Here is a 21,538-nt window from a genome sequence, read left to right as displayed (position 1 = left end):
TCGCTGTAGAGCGACAAATGCTAGGAGGAACGGAGCACAGAACTTCAGTGTACACGTTAGTACATAAGGATTCTGTTGAACAAGGTACATGTGTAACGTCTGTTTATAGGGCCATGGGTTCGCCTAAAGATCACATCGCTTATTGTTCAATTCCAGGTGCTACTGATCGATTACCTACTTGCGGTGAAAACCCCGGATTTTCCACTATTGCAACAGAGCATACCAAGGTATGCCATGAAGCACAGAAAATCCAGACCTCAGCCAAAAGCATCGAAATATCAGTAAATCCCATTGAACCTCTAAGGTATTTTGAGCCTTATATTAGGTTTTTTTCACGTTTCGCTAGCTTGAGCCAAAAATGGCTTGATTTTCGAGTATTGAAGCGCAACCTCTACGAAGTAGGTGCGCATCGAAACGCAGACAATCAAACCGTCTTAGCCAAGATAATAGAAAGGTAAAAAGACCCTATCTCAACTTGAATGATGGCGCCCTTAATTACGGGGTAACAGATGGAAAAAATGTTAATCAATGCAATGCAAACTGAGGAAGTTCGTGTTGCACTTGTTAAAGATCGTTATTTATTTGACCTGGATATTGAATGTCCCGGTGAAGTGAAAAAAAAGGGTAATATTTATAAAGCAACCGTCACCAGACGAGAGCCGAGTCTCGATGCTGTTTTCGTAGAATATGGTTCTAAACGTCAAGGTTTCTTGCCCCTTAAAGAAATAGCACCTGAATATTTAAGCAAAAATCCTGATGAATTTGGCGATGAAAAGCCACCCATCACTTCTTTAATCCGCGAAGGTCAGGAATTGTTGGTTCAGGTTGACAAAGAGGAACGTGGCAGCAAGGGAGCAGCGCTAACAACCTATATTACTTTAGCCGGTTGTTACTTAGTTCTGATGCCTAATAATCCTCGCTCAGGCGGTATCTCCAGACGTATCGAAGGTGAAGAGCGCGATGAACTGCGAGAAACACTCAATGCATTGACTTTACCTGAAGACATGGGACTTATTATCCGTACTGCGGGTGTAGGCAAAAGCCAAGAAGAATTACAAGATGACCTGGATATGCTGTGCAATCAATGGCAATCGATCAAACAAGCTTATAATTCGGAACTTGCCCCTTCGTTGATACATCAAGAAGGTGATGTCATCATTCGTTCTATTCGTGATAATTTACGTAAGTCCATCAGCGAAATCATCATCGATGATCAGATTTCTTACATTAAAGCCAAGCAATATATCGAGCGAGTAAAACCAGAATTCTTGCCTAACTTGAAGCTCTACAACAGCAGCATCCCTCTGTTTAACTTCTATCAAATTGAAAGTCAGATAGAGACTGCATTCCAGCGTCAAGTGATGTTGCCGTCTGGAGGTGCTTTGGTGATCGACAGAACCGAGGCTCTGGTTTCAATTGATGTCAACTCCGCTAAAGCAACGGGGGGATCAGATATCGAAGCCACTGCATTCAATACAAATATTGAAGCAGCCGACGAAATCGCTCGCCAGTTACGTCTACGTGATTTGGGTGGTTTAGTTGTTATCGATTTCATTGATATGAGCTCCAGTAAAAATCAACGGGATGTCGAAAATCGCCTGAAAGAAGCATTGCAAGCGGATAGAGCACGTATTCAAGTCGGACGTATTTCCCGCTTTGGTCTTCTGGAAATGTCACGTCAACGTCTGAGATTATCACTAGGGGAAAGTGCTCAGGAAGTGTGTCCACGGTGTGAGGGACGAGGTACGGTTCGTAACATTCAGTCGCACGGGTTGGCAATTACACGTCTCATTGAAGAAGAAGCATTAAAGGAAAAGACCGCTGAAATCCAAGTACAGCTTCCTGCAGAAATGGCAACCTTCATTATGAATGAGAAGCGTAATTTCATTAAAGACATTGAGAAAAGACATAGTGTTTCAGTAATGATTATCGCCAATCCTTACATGCACTTACCACAATACTCAATCACTCGTCTGAAAGAAGATAATGTCGGTAAATCGAAAAAACCTAGTTACTCTCTAATCCAACAGCCTGAATTACATGTTCCTGGTAGTGAGGTAGATAGTTCTTTACGAGATGAGCCTGCAGTTAAGCCACTAACAGAACATCAACCAGTAAAAAGCGCTCAAGCCAGCTTTATCAAGCGCTTATGGTCGAGTTTATTTGGTGGACATACAGATACTTCAGTTTCAGTACCACAAAGTCAGGCTAAAAGAGCACCAGGCCGTCATCAAGCTCAGACAAAAACGTCTAAAGGTTCTGGTGGTGACCGCAGATCGCAAAATAGAAGACGTCGGCCCAGTGGTAATCAACAACAAAGAACCGGTGCCGGTAATAATCCAACTGCTTCTAACCAGAATCGTAGAAGAACAGGACAACAGCAGCAGCAAGGAAATATCAAAGCGGTTGCTAAAGGAGATGGCCAGAAAAAAAGAGAGACTGCAGTAAAAGAATAACGCTGCCTCTTTAATCTGATGAAACAAGAGATCTTCCGCAATAGCAGGTTGTTATCACGGGAGATCCCTCGTTGCACTCGGGATGACGGCAAAAAGTCCCCTCGTCTTCCGGCCTTATCCTGGCTACAATTCAGGTACCATCCCATGAAGGCATACTCCACAAGATAGGACTTCACCTTCATGAGTAAAGGTAAAATAATTCGACATAACAAGGAGAGTTTTAGATGATACCCGTAAAAGGTTATGCGGCTCAAAGTGCAAAAGCCCCTCTTAAACCTTATTCATTTGAGCGTCGTGATGTTGGAACAAATGACGTGCTAATTGACATTCATTACTGTGGCATCTGTCACTCAGACATTCATCAAGTAAAAGATGAATGGGGTGGTTCCTTATTTCCAATGGTTCCAGGTCATGAAATTGTTGGCGTAGTCAGTCAGGTAGGCCCATCGGTCAGTAAATTTAAAGTAGGCGACCGCGTTGGTGTCGGTTGTTTTGTTGATTCGTGCCGACAATGTGAAAGCTGTCATGAAGGAATGGAACAGTTTTGCGAAGAAGGTATGACTTTAACCTACAACAATGTGGAAAAACAGAGCGGTAACTTGGCTCAAGGTGGCTACTCGACCCAAATTGTTGTTGACGAAAATTATATTCTAAACATTCCTAAACACCTGCCGTTGGACGCTGCGGCCCCTCTGCTTTGTGCAGGAATAACTCTCTACTCCCCCTTAAAGCATTGGCAGATTGGCCCTGGAAAACGTGTCGGTATTTTAGGCTTGGGTGGACTTGGACATATGGGTGTCAAGCTGGCACATGCAATGGGTGCTGAAGTGACCGTTTTAAGTCATTCGCTCAGTAAAGAAGCAGATGGTAGACGCATGGGTGCCGATCATTTTTTGGCCACTTCGAACCCTGAAACGTTTCGAAAACTAAAAAATTATTTTGATCTCATAATCTGTACTGTTTCTGCTAAGATCGATTGGAATGAATACATCCAATTACTCCGTCGCGATGGGACTATGGTTGTTGTTGGGATTCCAGAAGAGTCCGTTCCACTGAATGCATTTTCTTTAATCGCGAAACGTAGAAGTCTTGCTGGGTCAATTATTGGAGGAATCAAAGAAACCCAGGAAATGCTCGATTTTTGCGGCAAACACAACATTGTGTCCGATATTGAACTTATTCCCATACAACAAGTAAACGAAGCTTATGAACGTGTCCTAAAAAGTGATGTCCGCTATCGTTTTGTCATTGACATTGCCACGTTGTCATAACTCCCCCGCATCATCCCGGGTCTAACGCGGGATGATGAAGATTCTTGAGCGCACCTAGGGCAAATCTACGGCAATGCAGTAAGCGATGCGGTTCCAAATAAACTCAAAATTAAAAATGCCAGGAAAATAACGATAAACAAAAAGAAGAGTACTTTGGCAATACTGGTTGCCGTGGACGCAATGCCGCGAAAACCAAATAAACCTGCAACAATGGCGACTACCAAAAAAATGAGCGCCCACTTTAACATGATGATCTCCTTATCTGAATCGATAATTCGTACCTTTTGAGTATAGTCGAAAAAGTGGCGATAATTAAAAAACTGTAGGTCTCCTAGGCTGCTTATAGCGAAACCATCATTTCTCGCACTACATCCAATTCAAATCATAAATCGGTGGCAACGGGATTCACGCCAATATTGGGATTGATCCCGCAATCATCAAGAATTTTGAGTAAATTATTCCCTTTTTTGGTTAACCGTTTGATGCAATACTCTTCAAGATAACTTTTTAAAATGTATTCATAATCTGGCAAGGTGAGAATTTTGAGTATTTTCTCTGCCATTTCCAAATGGCGCGCATTGTTATAATGACAGGCTTGGAATAAAACGCCACCTAACATGGCGGCAATACTGGCTTTACGGAGAGGATTAGCCAAATAAAAACGTTGAATGCATTCATCGATAGCTCGTTCCTTGTCCCAAGATACCCACTCATCATAAAAGCTCATCGCTGGATCGAAATTAATAAAATTATTCTTTTGTAATTCTTGAATGGCATAAGCAACTGCAACAATCGCCTGGATATTGGCCCAAGAGCAATTACCACTAATTTGCGAACTAATTGGCATTTTTGCGACGGGAATCAACCCTAATTGCTGGTTAATTACTTGATGGAAATAACGTCTCGGCTGTTTTTTATAAAGAAAATCTTGCAGAAAACGAACATTCAAGGCTTCGGGATTACTCATTTTATAGATATTAACACTCCCCTCCTGTAAGCTGTTTTCACCGCGATCAATTTTAGCCCACCATTGACCAAAACGAATAAATCCCATAGCATGGCCGCGACTGGCTGCAGGAAGAATCAACATAGGTGCTTTTAAAAATTCCTGCACCCGTCGTATTTGTTGTTCGTTCAAATAAGGCAAGTGCTGATATTGTAAAAGCTCCTCTGCAAGCGTAAAGCCATCGATAATGACGTAAGCCAATGGAAAATAGTCTCGTAAATGGCGTGTTGAATAGCTGCTGATAAAACGTCTTAAGGCATCCCTGATCACGGCAACAGTAAATTCAAGAATAAAACCTTCATAATCCAGTTCAATAAATTCGCCCTTGGCATTGACTATATCCACATCCCCTTGCAACTCAAAACGATGGCCAATGAGTTTGCCGTTAATAAAATCAAGGGCAAAATCAAGTTTAGCCCCATACTGATACAGTAAACGTTTGAGCGTCTCTTGACCGCGCAATACGGGATAGACCAATACAGAAAGTCCATTACGCGTATAGGCATTGGGATCTGCACCACTATTTAATAACAATTGCGCCATTTCGACATCATTATTATCCACCGCCCAATGTAAGGGAGTACGCCCGGTCACGTCGGCTTTATTCACATTGACTTTACGAACAATTAATTGCTCAGCAATGTGAGTTTGGCGGGTAATAGCACACTCAATTAAGGGTGTAAAACCATATTCATCAATATCATCCAACGATTCCCCTGCTCGAAGATAAGCTTCAAAATCAGGCATTCGATGGCTGATTATGTCACTTGCAATTGTCATTAAGGACCTCTAGGTTTAGGTGTATTAGTGAATCGAGGCATATTACCTAAACGCAGTTGCTTTTCTTGCTCCTGGTTGCGTCGTTCATTATCGTATTCGCGTCGCGCGTCCGTATTTAGAGGAGGTTCAGGATTTAAAGGTGCATCAATGCCATCAAAACGCTGACTGTCTAACGCGGGATGTTGCAAAATATTATTTTGCAACTCCCCTTCAAGACCCGGTTGAGCCTCATAATTGGAGTGTTCACGCGCTTTCACCGACGCCATTCGCCGCTCACCTTGCTGCTCAGCCAGACGTCTCTGCCGCTCCATAGCTTTAGTTTCCACAACTAAAAAGGAAGAGCTTTCCGTACGAGTGAATACAGGAAGATCCGATACTCTTTTAAGTAAAACATAGACTGCGCCAGTACCACCATCACTAGGCTTCGCGCTATGAAACGCAATGACCTCTGGGATTTGCGGCAACCAGTGGTTCACTAAATTCTTGAGCAGAGGAGGAGCATTTTTGGCGCTTTGTGTACCATGAACAATAAGTAGGGAATGTTTATTCTTCTTCACCTGTTTTTGAATAAATTCAAGCAAAGCCTGACGTGCATCCTCTGGCTTTAGATTTGAAAGATCCAGTTTTGCTTCCCAAGGAATTTGCGCAGTTTTTAATTCATTAAAACGCTTACCAGAAACATTAGGTGTCACATAAGCTAAAACACTACTCGCAAGAACAGGCTCTTCAATATCATCGGTTAAATAATATTCATTTAGCATAGTTTAAAAATCCAATCATGTTAATCAAAGTATAACTTAGGTTGCAAAAAGTAGGAGGATTTTTTTAAAGTTCTGCTTATCGTACAAAAAATGTGATTCTTGAAGCCTCGATGTGTTGTAGTCCGGATTAGCGCACCGTAATCCGGGAACTTTTGACGTCACTCCGAGTCCTATAAGGGATCTCTCATCATCATACAGAGTACTGGGGAGATCCCATCTCCTCACTAATGTTCGGGAGACGGACCGATCATTCAGGCAACAAAACCGCACAAAATATCTTACAAAAATTCTCTTTGCAAAATTTCAGCAATTTGTACTGCATTGGATGCCGCACCTTTGCGGATATTATCTGCAACGACCCACATATTTAATCCATTAGGATGAGAAATATCTTGTCGAATTCGCCCAACAAACACCTCATCATGCCCTATAGCGTTTTTAAGAACCGTGGGATAACTTGCCTTAGCCACATTATCAACGACTTTCACTCCAGGAGCTTTAGAAAGAATCTTACGCGCCTCGTCAGCAGTTAAAGGCTTTTTTAATTCCAAATGAATGGCTTCAGAATGACCATAAATAACAGGTACTCTAACTGCCGTAGGATTGACCATGATGTGGTCATCTTCCATAATCTTACGTGTTTCCCAGACCATTTTCATTTCTTCGCGGGTATATCCATTCTCTTCAAACTGATCAATATGCGGAATCGCATTAAAAGCAATCTGTTGTGGGTACACATTGATATTCGCAGGCCGACCATTCAAAAGATCCCCTACTTGCGACACAAGCTCACTAATCGCTTTCTTTCCCGTACCAGAAACGGATTGATACGTCGCCACATTAATTCGAGCAATTCCTACCGCATCATATATAGGCTTTAAGGCAACTACCATCTGAATCGTAGAGCAATTGGGGTTGGCAATAATGCCTCTATTTTTATAGTCAATTATACGGTGAGGATTGACTTCGGGAACAACTAAAGGGATGTCCTCTTCGTAACGAAAGCAAGAACTATTATCGACCACCACACATCCGCTTGCAGTAGCTTTGGGTGCATATTCTTTAGATACAGAACCACCTGCTGAGAATAAAGCGATATCCGCTTTACTGAAATCAAACTCAGCCAAATCTAAAACATCAAATTGTTCATTTCTAAATTCTACTGTTTTACCTACAGAACGAGAACTTGCCAATGGATAAAGATTCTTGATAGGAAAATTTCGTTCTGCCAATACGGTTAGAAAAGTTTCACCAACTGCCCCAGTAGCACCAACAATAGCTATATTTAACTCTCTGCTCATGATTAACCTCTTCTGAATTCTTTTATCTTTTTTTCTCCACGGGGAGAAGGGAAATAATTAAGGGGAGTTTAGGATAATGCCTTATTTCTCAAATAGTGATCCATCAGCACCAAAGCCATCATTGCTTCAGCTATAGGCACAGCCCTAATTCCAACACAAGGATCATGTCGTCCCTTAGTCACTACAGTCACTTCGTCCCCAGCAGTATTGATCGTCTTTCCTGGGGTAGTAATACTTGAAGTAGGCTTTAATGCAATACTTACTTCCACATTTTGTCCTGTAGAAATACCACCCAAAATTCCACCGGCATTATTACTGAGAAAACCCTGACGAGTCATTTCATCGCGATGTACAGAACCTAACTGATTTACCGACGCAAACCCTGCTCCCACTTCGACGCCTTTAACCGCGTTAATTGACATCATAGCATAAGCTAATGTTGCATCCAGTCTATCAAATACTGGATCACCTAATCCAACAGGCATATTTTTAGCGATCACTTTAACTCGGGCGCCCACTGAATCGCCTCGACGTCTTAAGTGTTCAATTGCCTCCTCAAGATCCTGAATTTGAGTATTATTGGGGCAGAAGAAAGGATTATTAGGGATCTCCGCCTCATCGACAAAGTCCAGAATCAAATCGCCCATTTGCTGTAAGTAACCCACGATGACCAAATTTAAATGACGTTGCAAATACAAACGCGCAATCGCACCGGCTGCTACGCGTGCCGCAGTCTCGCGCGCTGAAGAACGCCCGCCGCCGCGATAATCTCGATGACCGTATTTATGATGATAAGTAAAATCTGCGTGTCCTGGTCGAAATAAATTTTTGATTTCTTCATAGTCGCGAGATCGTTGATCGGTATTATGAATCAATAAGGCAATAGGGGCGCCTGTCGTCTTACCTTCAAATACACCTGAAAGGATTTGTACTTTGTCTTCCTCACGGCGTTGTGTCGTATATTTGGATTGGCCTGGCTTGCGTTTGTCGAGAAATGGTTGAATGTCTTCTTCCTGCACCATTAATCCGGGTGGGCAACCATCGACCACACAGCCAATAGCTGGACCATGGCTTTCACCAAATGTTGTTACCGTAAATAAAGTTCCAAATGTATTACCGGACATTAAAATACTCGTCTAGCTGCTGCTTCGTTAATAAAAATATACCTTGTCCACCATGGCTCATTTCCAGCCAGGTAAAAGGAACATCGGGATAGGCCTCGCATAAAGCCTCCTCACTGTTCCCTACTTCTACAATCAGGACACCCGCTTCACTTAAATACTCAGATGCATTGTGCAGAATCGTTTCAACAATAGCCAATCCATTATTGCCAGTTTCCAAAGCTAAAACCGGTTCATGACGGAATTCATCAGGTAAAGTCTGCATCTCTTCCTTGCCCACATAAGGAGGATTACTAACAATTAAATCATAGCCTACCTTTGGTACTTTGGAAAAACAATCAGACTCAATTAACGTCAGTTGCTCTTCAACCCCTAACTGTTCGCGATTCCTTGCAGCAACAGCAAGCGCTTCACTAGAAATATCAACTGCATCAACTTTGGCCTCCGGAAAAGCATAACAACAGGCAATCGCAATGCATCCGCTGCCCGTACACAAATCCAAAATACGATGCACTTTTTCCGCATCGACCCAGGGCGAAAATTCATTTTTAATCAGTTCTGCCATGGGTGAACGGGGTATAAGCACTCGTTCATCCACATAAAAGGGGATGTCACAAAAATAGGCTTCTTTGATCAAATAAGGCACTGGTACGCGTTGATTGATTCGCTTTTCCAATTGATGGTGTAAATATTTTTTTTCACTGGTAGTCAAACGGGCATTAAGCCAATTGGGTTCTAAATCATAAGGCAAAGACAAGCTTCTCAGGATTAATGAATGCATATCATCCCAAGCATTATCGGTGCCATGGCCATAATATAAGTTTGCATGGGTTGCACAGGACACACTAAAACGTAAAAAATCCAAAATCGTAACTAATTCTTCCGTTTCCTTAAGTATATAATTGCTCATAGGGGGTCAATTCTCATCCAGAAAAAGTACAAATTGTACCCTATGTTAGTCAACAAAAGTAGTTGTATGTTTTACCTTGATGAAAACCCAGATTTGAGTGCAGCACAGCAAAACCCGGGTTATACTTCTCATATCACTTATTATTTTTAGTACAATATGGCTGATGATTTTTTGTCCGATGAAGACAAAGCCTTGTTTCGCGAACACATGCGTTCTGTAAAACCATTGCAGAAACAAGCAAAGCAGGTCAAAGTGGTTCAACCAAAGCCTTCTGTCCCACCTCAGAAAAGGACACCCCAAGCAACATACCCAAAAAAGAAGTATTACTTATCCGATATGATTGTTGACACAGTTCTTTCCGAAACCATATTATCCTATTCTCATTCCAGCCTGGCCAGCCAACGATTTAAAGCATTAAGACATGGCCAAATCCCATGGGAAGCCCGTTTGGATTTGCATGGACTAAAAAGTGAAAATGCCCGCGATACCTTATGCCAATTTATTCAAACCCAAGCCGAAAACAACAGCAGATGCATTTTAATTATTCACGGTAAGGGCGGTTACCAAGGTGCACCCCCTGTGATTAAAAATTTACTCAATCGTTGGCTGCCCCAGCTAGATGAGGTTTTGGCTTTTCACAGTGCCCTTCCCAAGGACGGAGGAAGTGGAGCAGTTTATGTGTTGCTTAAGAGAAACAAATAACCACGTCATTCCAAGCAGCCGAAAGATCTCCACTCTACAGCACCCTATTTCATTAGCGCTCTCGCTACCCTAGGGATAACCATAAAAGATCCCGGGTTTCGCATAATGGTGTCCCCCCGTGACATAGAAAATAGTTCTGTGACTTGCGTTAATGCCTCATTCTGGTGATAATTCCCAGATTAATAAAATATGCAAGAGAGAACATGGAACACTTTAGTCAATTTATCATCCATCATTGGCAGCTATGGCTCGCCTTTATCGTGATTTTATTATTAACTTTTATTAACGAATTAATCACCCAAAAACGGAAAGCAAAGGAATTAACCCCTCAAGCCGCTGTCGATTTAATCAATCATGAAAATGCTGTGGTCATTGACTTGCGTGACCAAGAAGCCTTTTCGAAAGGACACATAATTGATTCGATCCATGCTAAAAGCGAAGATTTTGATCAACAGAAAATGGATAAATATAAAAATAAACCCATTATTCTGATCGCCTCACGCGCTTTTGATGCTCAGGCTGTTGCCAATAAAATTCGTGCTCAAGGCTACCAGCCCCACGTTTTAGGTGGTGGAATCGCTGCCTGGCAAAATGCCGAGTTACCCTTAGTTAAAGGAAAATAAATTATGGCTGAAGTCATTATTTACAGTACCGCATATTGTCCCTACTGTGTCCGAGCCAAAGAGTTATTGCAACAAAAACAGGTTTCATTCACAGAAATTCGTGTTGATGTGCAACCCGAATTACGTGATGAAATGATAACCAAAAGTGGCAGACGTACCGTTCCGCAAATTTTCATTAATGGCCAACACGTGGGTGGCTGCGACGATTTATATGCCCTGGATGCCCAGGGAAAACTCGATACATTACTAAGAGGATAACAATAACATGAACGATCAAGCTAACCAGGCGCAACAAAATCAAAATGAAACACAATTCATGATTCAAAGGATTTATACTAAAGATTTATCTTTTGAAACGCCTAATACCCCAGCTGTATTTCAGCAACAATGGGAACCTGAACTGAATCTTGAACTCAATACCGCCAATACCAAACTGGAAGAAGGTGTTTTTGAAGTAGTATTAACCGTGACTGCCACTGTAACCAATAACAAAACAACTGCTTTCCTTGTTGAAGTAAAACAAGCCGGTATTTTTACCATTCAAGGCGCTCCAGCAAATCAACTGGATCATTTGCTAAACAGTTTCTGCCCCAATATTTTATTTCCTTATGCTCGTGAAGCAATTACATCGCAGGTAATTCGTGGTAGTTTCCCACAACTGGTCCTGGCACCCATTAATTTTGATGCGCTGTACATGCAACAACTTGCCGAAAAGCAAAAAGAAGGCAAAGCTTAATATAGCAAGTGCACTGATAAGATAAACAGGATGCAGGCAAAATCGTATTACCTAGGTAAGGAATTTCTCTTCTCCTCCTGACCAGTAGTCATCCCGAGTTCATCGGGGATAATGTGGACAAAGAGAAGAGGCCGTCAGGGCAGATGAGGTGTTGATTAACAAGGAGCCCTCACCCCTGACCCTCCTCCGCTTCGGGAGAGGGTATTTCTTAACTTAAAGAGAGTAAACACCTGCTTCCAACTCTATTTAACCCCTATTCAAGAACATAAAATGAACCAAAAAACCATTGCTATATTAGGTGCTGGCTCTTGGGGCACTGCCGTCGCAATTCACCTAGCCAAAGCGGGTCATCGTGTTTTGTTGTGGGGGCATGATCCACAACATGTTGCTCTAATGAAGGGAAAAAAATCAAATCCAAATTATTTACCCGATATCGCTTTTCCTGAAACGTTGGAACCCTTGGCTGATTTGGATCAATGCATCAATGAAGCCAATTACGTCATTATTGCGGTTCCTTCCCATGCATTTGCAGAAATTATTGCGAAAATTAAAAAATCACCCCAAGGTTTAGCCTGGCTAACTAAAGGTATTGATCCACAAAGTCATCGATTATTAAGTGATTTGGTGAGCCACACTTTTGGTGCTAGTTTTCCACAAGCCATTATTTCAGGTCCATCGTTTGCCAAAGAAGTGGCTCACTTTTTACCTACAGCGGTCACTTTAGCCTCCAACGATCCGCACTATCAAAAAAATATTCGCGAACTACTTCATCATCACAACCTACGTGTTTATCTGAGCGATGATCTGATCGGGGTGCAAATTTGTGGCGCGATAAAAAACGTCTTGGCTATTGGCTGTGGAATCAGTGATGGTTTAGGTTATGGGGCTAATGCCAAAGCAGCATTAATAACCCGTGGCTTGGCAGAAATGGAGCGTCTTGGACTGGCTTTAGGTGCACGTCCGGAGACTTTTCTTGGTTTAGCTGGCGTTGGCGATTTAGTATTGACCTGCACCGATGATCAATCACGAAACCGTCGCTTTGGTTTACTTTTAGGGCAAAATATCAGCATCAACGATGCAGAAAAGCAAATTGGCCAGGTTGTGGAAGGAAAATATAATGCATCGCAAGTTTGCTTCATCGCCAAGCAATATCAAGTGGAAATGCCGATATGTGAACAAATTAACGCCCTGTTACAAGGAAAAATCACCCCAAAACAGGTGGTGCAAAATCTAATGAGTCGGCCGCCGAAGGAAGAATAATGTTCTTTTAACTCCCTCACCCCTTGCCCCTCTCCCGATACGGGAGAGGGGATGTTTTCAGGTGTAACTCAAAAACTTCCTTGTTCTCCCCTTTTCCTTCATTTTTTCTTTTCCTAATTCACCTCATTTTCGTCATCCCGAGTGCAACGGGAGATCTCCAAGTAATAGAACAGTGTGTACATAAGGAGATCCCTCGCTAAGCTCGGAATGAGGGTGAACAGGGCCTCGTCAGGGCGGATGAGGGATACGTTCTACTTAATTCCTAACATCCACGAGCTCAATATCGTCTGATGCCAACTGCTCACCCAAAAATATCTCGCCTACAATCTGGAAACGTTTGATGGAATCGGTTACTAAATAATTGACTCTGCGATTCAAGGAAGGGGTATCATTCAGTAAATCCTGCTTTTCGAGCAACTGATGCAATGCCAGCGATGTGGCATGTGCTGAATCGACTATAGTGACTCCTTGCGGCAATAAACTGTGTAACAAAGGCTTAAATACCGGGAAGTGGGTGCATCCCAACAAAACTGTATCTTCGTTAGTAAATCCATCGAGATAATGTTTTAACGCTTCACGGGCTACTTGATTGTCCACCATACCTTCCTCAGCCAGGGCAACCAAAACACTACACGCACGAGTATTAATTACTGCCTGAGGTAGTTTTTGGATGATGAGCTTCTGGTATGCGTTGGATGCAATCGTGGTTTCAGTCGCTAAAACAATAATACGTTTGTTCTCAGTTGCCGCAACAGCTGCTGCAGCACCTGGAGCCACCACACCAAGCACCGGCATATCGGGCAGCATTTCCTGCAAATAAGGGAGTGCAGCTGTAGTTGCGGTATTACAGGCGATCACTAAAGCCTTAATCTGCCGCTCTACCAGCAACTTTGCCATTTGCATTGCATATTGTTTTACAGTATCTGGACTTTTAGTACCGTAAGGCAGCCGGGCTGTATCCCCTAAATAGATAAACGATTCTTGCGGCAAGCCCTCTCGCAATGCCCGCAAAACCGTTAGTCCGCCCATCCCAGAGTCAAATACACCAATCGCCAGTTGGCTTGAATTCAATTGAATCCCCCTTATTGTTAGCTGTTACGGGTTGTTAGTTCCACCTGGTACAGGAGTAATAGTAGCTTCCATCTCGCCTCGCGCTTTGATATTGCGCTCTGCTTGGTCTGCAATACCTTGCCGACCTGTACTCATTTTATCTCTAAAGAGACTGGTGGCACTCACAACCCCTTTATCGACTTGATCTCTTTTCTTTGGATTAACCATGGCCTTAAACTCGTTTTCAACCTCCTCAACAAGTCCTCTGGCTGTCCCTTTAAATACTGTATTGTAATAAGAATCCTTAGTAAAACTTTTTCCGCGTATCCCACCTAACTCCTTTTTATGGCCTTGATCAGGTCTCCACGCACAAGAACCTCTAAATTCTATCTTATCCATTGAAAATTTGGGGTGATGCTCTCCTAAAACGCACACAGCGGTCCATAAATAAGCCAATTCTGTATTCTTTCCGTGCACCCCTCTTAATCGGATAGGGCTTTTACCATCCCAGTCTTTTAAAAGCTGTTTCGCTGCTTCCATACATTGTTCTGCCAGATAGTTTTCATCCTTAGCTACGATAGCCAGGCTTACGCTTATCGGTTTAGAACCGGATGCACTGGGTTTACCCTCAGGATGATAATTTACAGTTACACGGGCTTTGCCTTTGGGGTTTTCTATCTCATCCGGTTCACCGGGACTACCGCGCTTGGGATTGTCGATTTTGTGAACTAAATCAACACCGAAGACATGACCTTTTGCAGGGATTTCGTGAACTTTATAGTTAGGAGAACTTTCGTCAACATTAGTAGCGGCATTGGTTATGCCTACATTTTCGCCACTTTTTGATTGAAGTGCTGCTGTTCTTTCCTGGCCTATGGGAATTACTGAATAAGTAACCGTTGCTTTCTCCACTTGAACAGTAGCCTTACCCTTCACCACTTTATCAATGTTTGCTAAAGCACCATTCTCACCATTGATTTGCGTTTGGAGTCCTTTATAAAACTCCAATTGCTGATCAATTGCCTTGATTTCGCCCTCTAGCGCTTTGCGTTGTTCTTCAAATTGTCCTGTAGGAGACTTAGGTATTGCCTCAAGATACTTATTAAGATCATGCTTTGTGGTATGTAAATGCTCTACAATCAAAGTACATTGTCGTGACAAATCTTGATACTTCTCCTTCACTTCTTTAGCTTTGTTCTTCGCTTTTACATCATTTGCTCCGCTGAATAAAGCAGGTAATGCCGCAAGCTCTTGATTCAGAGCTTTTAAATATCCCTTATGTTTTTCTATTGTGGATTTTGTTTCTTGTACCTGCTCTAATTTTCTATCAATTAAACTTGTACCTTTCTCTTGCGCTTCATCATCTCCAGCTAAATAAGCCTTAATATTTGTAATACTTATTTCACTGTATAGATCAGATGTAAACTCTCTGCTTAATGCGTCTTTTTGTTTTCGCTTTACTAAATCCTTATTCGCTTCTGCTTCTGGAATTAGTTTATCAAGAAATTCTTGAACATTTGTGCTCTGATTAAACGCATTTACAGCTTTCGTGATTTTATCCCTAGTATCTGCTACCCCCTCCGGTCCCGCCCTCAAAAAGGCATTCAACAAACTCCTCGTTGCCGCATTATTAACTATATTTGGGGCAACTGAGTAATCAAATAAAGCTTTATTGCGATTATGATCCGCTATAACCTGTTGCGATACAGTTGGCGCGACAGGAAGAACAGTGTCATTCTGAATTAGATTAGCATTATTATGGTCTGTCAGATTAAAAGCTTTATATAAATCTGTGCTATCTTGGCCGTTATCAAATGGCGGATTACCACATGCAGTATGAATGGCATCAACAAGGTCTTTATAAGTATTTTGGGCAGTGCCATCAAATTTATTATCTTTTTGTGCTAATAAAGCCGCATTTATAGCAGGAATCTTATCTGGAGCAACCTTAGCAAGCCCCACCAAAACTCTAGCAACTGCGGGGTTATTGATTTGCCTAAACGCAATGGCCCGTGTATTTTCAGCGGCTAAATCTACAAGTCCACCAAGTGCCCCGCCCTTAATATTTTTACTTCCCAAATGGAACTTGATCTCTGCTTCTGTTTTTGCTTGAATTAGCACCTCAAGCTTTGCAGTATCGACTTCATTCGTTCCATTGGATAATGTTTTAACTAACTGTTGTTGTTTTTCATTGGGTAAATCTTTAAAAACGGCAATTAATCTCTGATGTGCTCCTGCGCCTAGGCGAGATTTTTCAACTGCAGCTGCAAAATCTACTTCACGTTGTGCTCGAGCGTAATTCTCTAACTGCTCATCAATCGCTTTACTTAACTCAGGTAAATCCTCTTTCTTCAGAAAAGCAAATGTACCACCGGCAACCTTTCCCTCCATTAGTGTTTTAAATTTCTCTAAATCACCTGCGTTATCCTTGAGCTTTATCATCTCATCGCGACCCGCAGGAAGCGCAGCAGCTCCCAATTTCTTGATTATATTCTTTGCTAAAGCGACTTGGATTGCGGTTATGTTATCATCAGTTAGAGCCTTAGCCGTAATAGTCTTATCACCGGGGTCTGTAATCAAGGCATCTAATGCATCTTTTAGATCCTTTTTATTTTTCGCCTTCAATGCGCTGGCTAGCTCTGCTTTATTAAGCGCTATATCTTGAGCGAGTATGTTTGCTTTCAGATACTGTTCACACAAGAGTTGTTGATGAGCCGTTGCCAGTGCCTCTTTTTTGTCATCAGGCAAAGTCGCCACTCTAGCCTTATACGGGTTCTGAGGATCTTCTTTTAAACTAGCATGCGCAGCTAAATCATTGATGAAAGTTTTTTTATCATCCTCTTTGAGGGGAGCTTTCAGTCCTAAAATTTCGCTATCCGTACCACTACTTCTTAATTTTTGCAGCTGTTTTTCAAATTCAACTATGGCCGATGCATCTAATATGGCGTCTCTGCGTTTTGTAGCTGCAGCATCAACTTCTGACTTTGAATCCAAAGCCAAAGCCGCTGTAAGGTCATCTAGTGTTTTTCCTTGGGGAGGGGTAATTCCTCCTGCTTTAAGAAGGGCTTTCGCAGCTGAGCGGTAATCTAGGGGAGTTGTAGCCTTGGCTAGGTTATCAAATAATTTAGGATCAGTGAGTCCAGGGTTAGCCATTAATTTAAGTAATAGCTGGTTTGCTGCTTCTGTTCTAATACTATCTAAGGCAGCTTTATTAAGGATGTCGTCATTAGCAGGAGCCCATCCATGCATCTCATTAAATTTAACACCCAAATTAGGTGATTTTGATTCCAAGTAGCTCCTAAGTATCGTTCCATTATCGCTGAAATCAGATGTTAAAATACCAACTAAAACATCAGTATCAACTGTTGCTAAGCTATATTTGACGCGTTGTGCGGCTGCAGCTTGTTTTATATCTTTGAAACTAGGAGGGCTATCTTGTGGTTTGGTACTCAAAATATCATCATTTTTTAAAGGATCGGTTGAGACGAATGGAGCTCTCACTCCTCTTTTTAAACTACCCCAACCCCAACTTGGAGGTGCAATTCTTCCGTCTACCTTCATCCAATATTTTAAGCTTTCATCTTCTAATACCGCTTTTCTAAAGTCTTCTGCTTTATTAACATCAGCTTTTAGTATTGCATCTAATGCCTCTTCTCTTTCCTTTACCGTAGCAGTACCAGGTAAGGTAGTATTTTGTATTGCTTTTAAAAGTTCTTTATTCATAGGCATAATCGCACACTCCGCAAACCATTATGTATTCATTTTAACCTTATTTTATTAAAATAACCTTAAATTTCATCGCCTATGCATATCTTGCTTGAATAAAGGCGGTAAGATGGACTAACGTTATAACATCATTATAGCAAGATTAAAGGATTAAGTGTGAAAATCATACTGACTGGACTATTATTTGCATTAATAAACGGTGTTTATGCTCAAGGCTGTGTCATTGGGGAAATCCCCTCTCAACCACGTTATGTCTGTTTTGATGGCAGAACCTTGCAACTTGCAGAAGATGGTCATTACCGCTGGAACGCTAAAAGAGGCTGTTTTGTCAGCGCTGTTCCCTGTTGTGCCTACAAGGCCACCCATTACGCCTTTTACCCTAACCCCGCCAAAATTGGCGCCGCATACGCCCGTTGCCGTCATGATTACCCCTTCCACTTGGGAGAAATGCAAACCCATTAGCTAAAAGTCAGACTACAGATCTACATACGATGTAGGTTGTTGGGCCAAGGCCCAACCTACGTTTAGCACACAGGAACGGTGCTTGCGCAACATAACTCTTGCGCTTCAGAACTTATGCCCCGTTCTCTCTGGCCATCAGAAATACAAGAAAAGAATGAAAATAAACTATCTCCCTTAGGCTTATTTTGCGCCATGGCCTGGTTAATCAGGGTATTGGCTTCCCATTGGGTTGAAGTCCAACCATATAATCCGCGTAATTGACGAATAATCCATAATCTGCTCCGTAATTGGCGTATGTATTTCACGCCAGCAGCTTCTTCTTCCGAGGAGCTGCCATTTATATCGTCCTTTAATTGCTGTAATTGGTCATTAAAATCAGGGCGTCCCTTATTCAGCTGAATAAAACGTTTTATGCATCCAAGGGCCAAATCTTTTTTAAATTTCAAACCAAACTGATGATCTTCACCTATATCCCTTAAAATCTGTTTGAAATCTCGATAATCCATATTGTCACTAATTCTTTTTAAGTATGGGTTTTTAAAATGATACGATCTGATGGTTGACAAGAGCTCACTTGTATATTCTTTTGCGGGTTGCGCCTCGTTTATCAATAAATGTTTGGCAATTAAGACGCCATTGTCTTGTACCGTGTCATAATCAATCTGTTCCCCATGAACACGCTCCAGTGCAATATCTAGAGGAGTCTTGCCCGCTCTGTTTCGGACATTAATGAATTCGCCAAACATATCTAAGGTTTCTTCATACCGATATTCGCCAAGCTTAATTGCAACATGTAGCGGAGTATCTTCAGGATCAAATCCATCTTCATTTTGAGATAACTCTTTAAAACGAGCAATTGAGTCCTTGATTTGCTGCAGGACCCTTTCTGTTGCCCAACGCGGGGGGATGATTTCTTTTACGAAAGCATCTACTTGTTGTTCATCTAATTGACTTACATAATTACGAAATTCTTGGCTGGAAAACAATACAGCGCGCAAACGCGCAAGCCTCGTGGTAGTGGCCTGGATCATCAAGGCAACTTGCGCACGCTCTGAGGCTTTGCTCACATCCGCACAGTCATGTAAAGTCTGCTGAATGAGCTCTTGGGGCATCAGAATATGTTTAAAAAAGGATTTCCATTTCGCTCTGATAAAATGAGGATTAGTCCCTAATTGAGCAAAAGCATTGATTTCGGCATAACTACGATACTCCTTATTATCAAAAGGATTGGCAACATAACAGAATTTCGTAGGCCAATAAACGTTGCATGAAGTGCTTAAACACATGAGCGACTCAAGATCATCCACAGTGATATCAAACGCATGAGGTCCATGGAATAAATGGAAAGGTCTTCTGGTTTTAAATCCCATGATGCTGTCTACAAACATTAAATCATGATCAATTTTGAAAAATACCGCATGGGGCTTGCCGGCACGCTCTACCAAATAAAAACCATAATTTCCTTTATGTAAATCATCCTCTTCGAGGGTATAGGAAGTCGCAAAGATACTGGCCAGTGATTCATAATCAATGGCTAATTGTCCAGCCTCCTCGGCGTTCAGTAAATCGGCAAAAAATCCTTGGGGGAGCTTATCTAGAAAATAAATGGGTATTTTGGTGGGTGCTTCCACGTGTTTAGGGGAGCAATCACAGCCATCATCCGTTTTTTTTAAGCTATAAAAATCATGCTCTAAGCCTTCTCTATTGGCAATGACATAGCACAGATGCTGGACTGCTAAACCAAGAATACGATGGTCTTCATTAACTACTAAATTGTTAGCAGGAGTGAGTTCTGGTAATAGAAAAAGACGAGCCAATTGGCCAAACATCACTTCAAGGCGCGACAACTCAGGCAAACCGTACTTATTTTTTTTATAGATAATTCTGTAAGGCGAATTTTGGTTATCGGGAGGAGTATATACGGCATTGAGAAAAGCCACATGCGAGGTTGCTTGTGTCGCTGGACCTTTATTTATGTCTTTTATATGAAAAAATTCTGCCATACATCAAGGGAGCCAAAGGATCGCATAAGGAATCAAATTGTGTTAAATTTTAACATACGGTAAAAAAATATCAATTATCTTCTATGCTCAAACTGTCATCTTGCGAATCAAAATCTCCAGCACTGTTCAAACGAATTTGTAAACCCACATTATTTTTCGAGTCGGCATATTTGATCGCATTTTCCTTGGAAATCGCCCCAGTCCGGTATAATTTTAATAAAGCCTGATCGAAGGTCTGCATCCCTTGCTCTGTACTACGCTCCATCGCTTCCTTAATGTCATCAATTTTGCCTTTCTCGATTAAATCAGATATGTAAGGAGTGTTTAACAAGAGCTCCACAGCTGCCACCCTTTGATTGTTCACCCCTGGAACCAGCCGCATCGATATAATAGCTCGCAAATTAAGGGATAAATCCATCAACACTTGTTTACGTGCGTCCTCTGGAAAAAAATTAATGATACGATCCATCGCTTGGTTCGCATTATTCGCATGCAAAGTTGAAATACATAAATGCCCTGTCTCTGCATAGGCAATAGCATGTTTCATGGCATTACGTTCTCGTATTTCACCGATTAAAATCACATCGGGCGCTTCACGCATTGCATTGACTAGAGCATTGTCATAACTCATCGTATCAATCCCTACTTCACGTTGATCCACTATGGATTTTTTATGTTGATGAATAAATTCTATGGGATCTTCAATCGTTAAAATATGACCGCTTTGGTTTTCATTGCGATAATCGATCATGGCGGCCAAAGTGGTTGATTTTCCCGAACCGGTAGCACCTACTACAAGAACAAGGCCGCGTAACTCCAAGACAATAGTTTTTAAAATAAGAGGTAAATTTAACTGCTCAATTGAGGGGATTTTATTCTTGATGTAGCGCACCACCATTGAAATATCACCACGCTGACGAAATAGATTGATTCTGAAGCGTCCAACCTGGTTAATGGAAAGCCCCATGTTCAGCTCCATAGTGGCTTCAAATTCTTTACGCTGATCATCATTCATCAGTGATAAAGCAATTTCAGCCATTTGTTGCGACTTGAGCGGTGCCTGCCCCACCGGGGAAATAACTCCTTCAATTTTAATATTGGGTGGTGCACCCACACTAAAAAACAAGTCTGAAGCCCCTCGATCGACCATCAATTTAAAAAAAGGAGTTATGTCCATATATCACCTTCGTATCATTAGAAACGTAGCCTGGGTGTCACACAGTTGCCCTCCCCTCTCCTTAAAAGGGAGAGGGTGCCCGCTAGGGCGGATGAGGGAATTAATTGTAGCGAATGCCCCTCTCTCATTTATGAAAGAGAGGATTCTTCTTAACTTTAAGGCAACACTACTGTGCTGCATCCAGGTTACATCA

The 21,538-nt window shown here is 41.9% G+C and carries 19 protein-coding genes; 9 read left to right on the top strand and 10 right to left on the bottom strand.

Annotated elements, in window-relative coordinates; genetic code table 11:
* The first annotated feature begins 17 nt into the window (after window positions 1-17).
* The 3 genes from OQJ13_RS12110 (at window position 18) to OQJ13_RS12100 (ending at window position 3,727) form a co-directional block, all read left to right on the top strand.
* On the top strand, window positions 18-458 hold the full coding sequence (locus OQJ13_RS12110; RefSeq protein ID WP_265711069.1) for a hypothetical protein: 441 nt from the start codon (window positions 18-20) through the stop codon (window positions 456-458).
* Between the two features lie 51 nt (window positions 459-509).
* On the top strand, window positions 510-2,456 hold the full coding sequence (locus OQJ13_RS12105) for an Rne/Rng family ribonuclease (protein ID WP_265711068.1): 1,947 nt from the start codon (window positions 510-512) through the stop codon (window positions 2,454-2,456).
* A 224-nt stretch (window positions 2,457-2,680) separates the two neighbouring features.
* Window positions 2,681-3,727: an NAD(P)-dependent alcohol dehydrogenase gene (locus OQJ13_RS12100; protein ID WP_265711067.1), complete on the top strand. Its 1,047-nt coding sequence runs from the start codon at window positions 2,681-2,683 to the stop codon at window positions 3,725-3,727.
* 65 nt (window positions 3,728-3,792) lie between these two features.
* Here OQJ13_RS12100 and OQJ13_RS12095 read toward each other — a convergent pair whose 3' ends face one another.
* The 6 genes from OQJ13_RS12095 to prmB form a co-directional block, all read right to left on the bottom strand.
* The gene (locus OQJ13_RS12095; RefSeq protein ID WP_265711066.1) at window positions 3,793-3,975 is read right to left on the bottom strand and encodes a DUF1328 domain-containing protein; all 183 of its coding nucleotides are present in this window, start codon (window positions 3,973-3,975) and stop codon (window positions 3,793-3,795) included.
* A 134-nt stretch (window positions 3,976-4,109) separates the two neighbouring features.
* Window positions 4,110-5,513 (bottom strand): Dot/Icm T4SS effector AnkH/LegA3, encoded by a 1,404-nt coding sequence (ankH, locus tag OQJ13_RS12090; protein ID WP_265711065.1) that lies wholly within the window; start codon window positions 5,511-5,513, stop codon window positions 4,110-4,112.
* Window positions 5,513-6,274, bottom strand: coding sequence for a Smr/MutS family protein (locus OQJ13_RS12085; RefSeq protein WP_265711063.1), 762 nt, complete (start codon window positions 6,272-6,274; stop codon window positions 5,513-5,515). Before OQJ13_RS12085 ends, ankH begins: the two co-directional genes overlap by 1 nt.
* 278 nt (window positions 6,275-6,552) lie before the next feature.
* Window positions 6,553-7,575 (bottom strand): aspartate-semialdehyde dehydrogenase, encoded by a 1,023-nt coding sequence (locus OQJ13_RS12080; RefSeq protein ID WP_265711062.1) that lies wholly within the window; start codon window positions 7,573-7,575, stop codon window positions 6,553-6,555.
* A 68-nt stretch (window positions 7,576-7,643) separates the two neighbouring features.
* Complete coding sequence (gene aroC, locus OQJ13_RS12075; RefSeq protein ID WP_265711061.1) at window positions 7,644-8,699, bottom strand: chorismate synthase; 1,056 nt, start codon at window positions 8,697-8,699, stop codon at window positions 7,644-7,646.
* Window positions 8,689-9,606 carry a 50S ribosomal protein L3 N(5)-glutamine methyltransferase gene (gene prmB / locus OQJ13_RS12070; protein ID WP_265711060.1) on the bottom strand — a complete coding sequence of 306 codons (918 nt, stop codon included), beginning with the start codon at window positions 9,604-9,606 and terminating at the stop codon, window positions 8,689-8,691. Before prmB ends, aroC begins: the two co-directional genes overlap by 11 nt.
* A gap of 156 nt (window positions 9,607-9,762) precedes the next feature.
* On the opposite strand from prmB, the gene OQJ13_RS12065 reads away from it, so the two are divergent.
* The 5 genes from OQJ13_RS12065 (at window position 9,763) to OQJ13_RS12045 (ending at window position 12,927) form a co-directional block, all read left to right on the top strand.
* The gene (locus tag OQJ13_RS12065) at window positions 9,763-10,308 is read left to right on the top strand and encodes a Smr/MutS family protein (RefSeq protein ID WP_265711059.1); all 546 of its coding nucleotides are present in this window, start codon (window positions 9,763-9,765) and stop codon (window positions 10,306-10,308) included.
* Window positions 10,309-10,511: 203 nt separating this feature from the next.
* Window positions 10,512-10,931 carry a rhodanese-like domain-containing protein gene (locus OQJ13_RS12060; RefSeq protein WP_265711058.1) on the top strand — a complete coding sequence of 140 codons (420 nt, stop codon included), beginning with the start codon at window positions 10,512-10,514 and terminating at the stop codon, window positions 10,929-10,931.
* Between the two features lie 3 nt (window positions 10,932-10,934).
* Entirely contained in the window at window positions 10,935-11,189 is a 255-nt protein-coding gene (gene grxC, locus OQJ13_RS12055; protein WP_265711057.1) for a glutaredoxin 3, read from the top strand.
* 7 nt (window positions 11,190-11,196) lie between these two features.
* A complete protein-coding gene (secB, locus tag OQJ13_RS12050; protein WP_265711056.1) occupies window positions 11,197-11,667 on the top strand; it encodes a protein-export chaperone SecB in 471 nt (156 codons plus the stop codon).
* Between the two features lie 270 nt (window positions 11,668-11,937).
* A complete protein-coding gene (locus OQJ13_RS12045) occupies window positions 11,938-12,927 on the top strand; it encodes an NAD(P)H-dependent glycerol-3-phosphate dehydrogenase (RefSeq protein ID WP_265711055.1) in 990 nt (329 codons plus the stop codon).
* A gap of 255 nt (window positions 12,928-13,182) precedes the next feature.
* On the opposite strand, the gene murI is transcribed toward OQJ13_RS12045, so the two are convergent.
* Together murI and OQJ13_RS12035 are read right to left on the bottom strand one after the other, a co-directional pair.
* On the bottom strand, window positions 13,183-13,998 hold the full coding sequence (gene murI / locus OQJ13_RS12040; protein ID WP_265711054.1) for a glutamate racemase: 816 nt from the start codon (window positions 13,996-13,998) through the stop codon (window positions 13,183-13,185).
* A 24-nt stretch (window positions 13,999-14,022) separates the two neighbouring features.
* On the bottom strand, window positions 14,023-17,706 hold the full coding sequence (locus OQJ13_RS12035; protein ID WP_265711053.1) for an interaptin: 3,684 nt from the start codon (window positions 17,704-17,706) through the stop codon (window positions 14,023-14,025).
* 153 nt (window positions 17,707-17,859) lie between these two features.
* On the opposite strand from OQJ13_RS12035, the gene OQJ13_RS12030 reads away from it, so the two are divergent.
* A complete protein-coding gene (locus OQJ13_RS12030; protein ID WP_265711052.1) occupies window positions 17,860-18,165 on the top strand; it encodes a hypothetical protein in 306 nt (101 codons plus the stop codon).
* 62 nt (window positions 18,166-18,227) lie between these two features.
* On the opposite strand, the gene ankK is transcribed toward OQJ13_RS12030, so the two are convergent.
* Complete coding sequence (gene ankK, locus OQJ13_RS12025; protein WP_265711051.1) at window positions 18,228-20,168, bottom strand: Dot/Icm T4SS effector AnkK/LegA5; 1,941 nt, start codon at window positions 20,166-20,168, stop codon at window positions 18,228-18,230.
* A 70-nt stretch (window positions 20,169-20,238) separates the two neighbouring features.
* Entirely contained in the window at window positions 20,239-21,345 is a 1,107-nt protein-coding gene (locus OQJ13_RS12020) for a PilT/PilU family type 4a pilus ATPase (RefSeq protein WP_265711050.1), read from the bottom strand.
* Window positions 21,346-21,538: the final 193 nt, after the last annotated feature.

Origin of the sequence: Legionella sp. PATHC035 (genome assembly GCF_026191115.1) — a bacterium.
GTDB lineage: Bacteria > Pseudomonadota > Gammaproteobacteria > Legionellales > Legionellaceae > Legionella.
The sequence above is the reverse complement of the archived record's forward strand: the minus strand, read 5'-3'. Positions and strand labels throughout refer to the sequence as shown.

Coding starts and splice junctions, on each gene's coding strand:
- OQJ13_RS12110 (WP_265711069.1), top strand. CDS start 18: ATGCTAGGAGGAACGGAGCACAGAACTTCAGTGTACACGTTAGTACAT.
- OQJ13_RS12105 (WP_265711068.1), top strand. CDS start 510: ATGGAAAAAATGTTAATCAATGCAATGCAAACTGAGGAAGTTCGTGTT.
- OQJ13_RS12100 (WP_265711067.1), top strand. CDS start 2,681: ATGATACCCGTAAAAGGTTATGCGGCTCAAAGTGCAAAAGCCCCTCTT.
- OQJ13_RS12095 (WP_265711066.1), bottom strand. CDS start 3,975: ATGTTAAAGTGGGCGCTCATTTTTTTGGTAGTCGCCATTGTTGCAGGT.
- ankH (WP_265711065.1), bottom strand. CDS start 5,513: ATGACAATTGCAAGTGACATAATCAGCCATCGAATGCCTGATTTTGAA.
- OQJ13_RS12085 (WP_265711063.1), bottom strand. CDS start 6,274: ATGCTAAATGAATATTATTTAACCGATGATATTGAAGAGCCTGTTCTT.
- OQJ13_RS12080 (WP_265711062.1), bottom strand. CDS start 7,575: ATGAGCAGAGAGTTAAATATAGCTATTGTTGGTGCTACTGGGGCAGTT.
- aroC (WP_265711061.1), bottom strand. CDS start 8,699: ATGTCCGGTAATACATTTGGAACTTTATTTACGGTAACAACATTTGGT.
- prmB (WP_265711060.1), bottom strand. CDS start 9,606: ATGAGCAATTATATACTTAAGGAAACGGAAGAATTAGTTACGATTTTG.
- OQJ13_RS12065 (WP_265711059.1), top strand. CDS start 9,763: ATGGCTGATGATTTTTTGTCCGATGAAGACAAAGCCTTGTTTCGCGAA.
- OQJ13_RS12060 (WP_265711058.1), top strand. CDS start 10,512: ATGGAACACTTTAGTCAATTTATCATCCATCATTGGCAGCTATGGCTC.
- grxC (WP_265711057.1), top strand. CDS start 10,935: ATGGCTGAAGTCATTATTTACAGTACCGCATATTGTCCCTACTGTGTC.
- secB (WP_265711056.1), top strand. CDS start 11,197: ATGAACGATCAAGCTAACCAGGCGCAACAAAATCAAAATGAAACACAA.
- OQJ13_RS12045 (WP_265711055.1), top strand. CDS start 11,938: ATGAACCAAAAAACCATTGCTATATTAGGTGCTGGCTCTTGGGGCACT.
- OQJ13_RS12035 (WP_265711053.1), bottom strand. CDS start 17,706: ATGCCTATGAATAAAGAACTTTTAAAAGCAATACAAAATACTACCTTA.
- ankK (WP_265711051.1), bottom strand. CDS start 20,168: ATGGCAGAATTTTTTCATATAAAAGACATAAATAAAGGTCCAGCGACA.
- OQJ13_RS12020 (WP_265711050.1), bottom strand. CDS start 21,345: ATGGACATAACTCCTTTTTTTAAATTGATGGTCGATCGAGGGGCTTCA.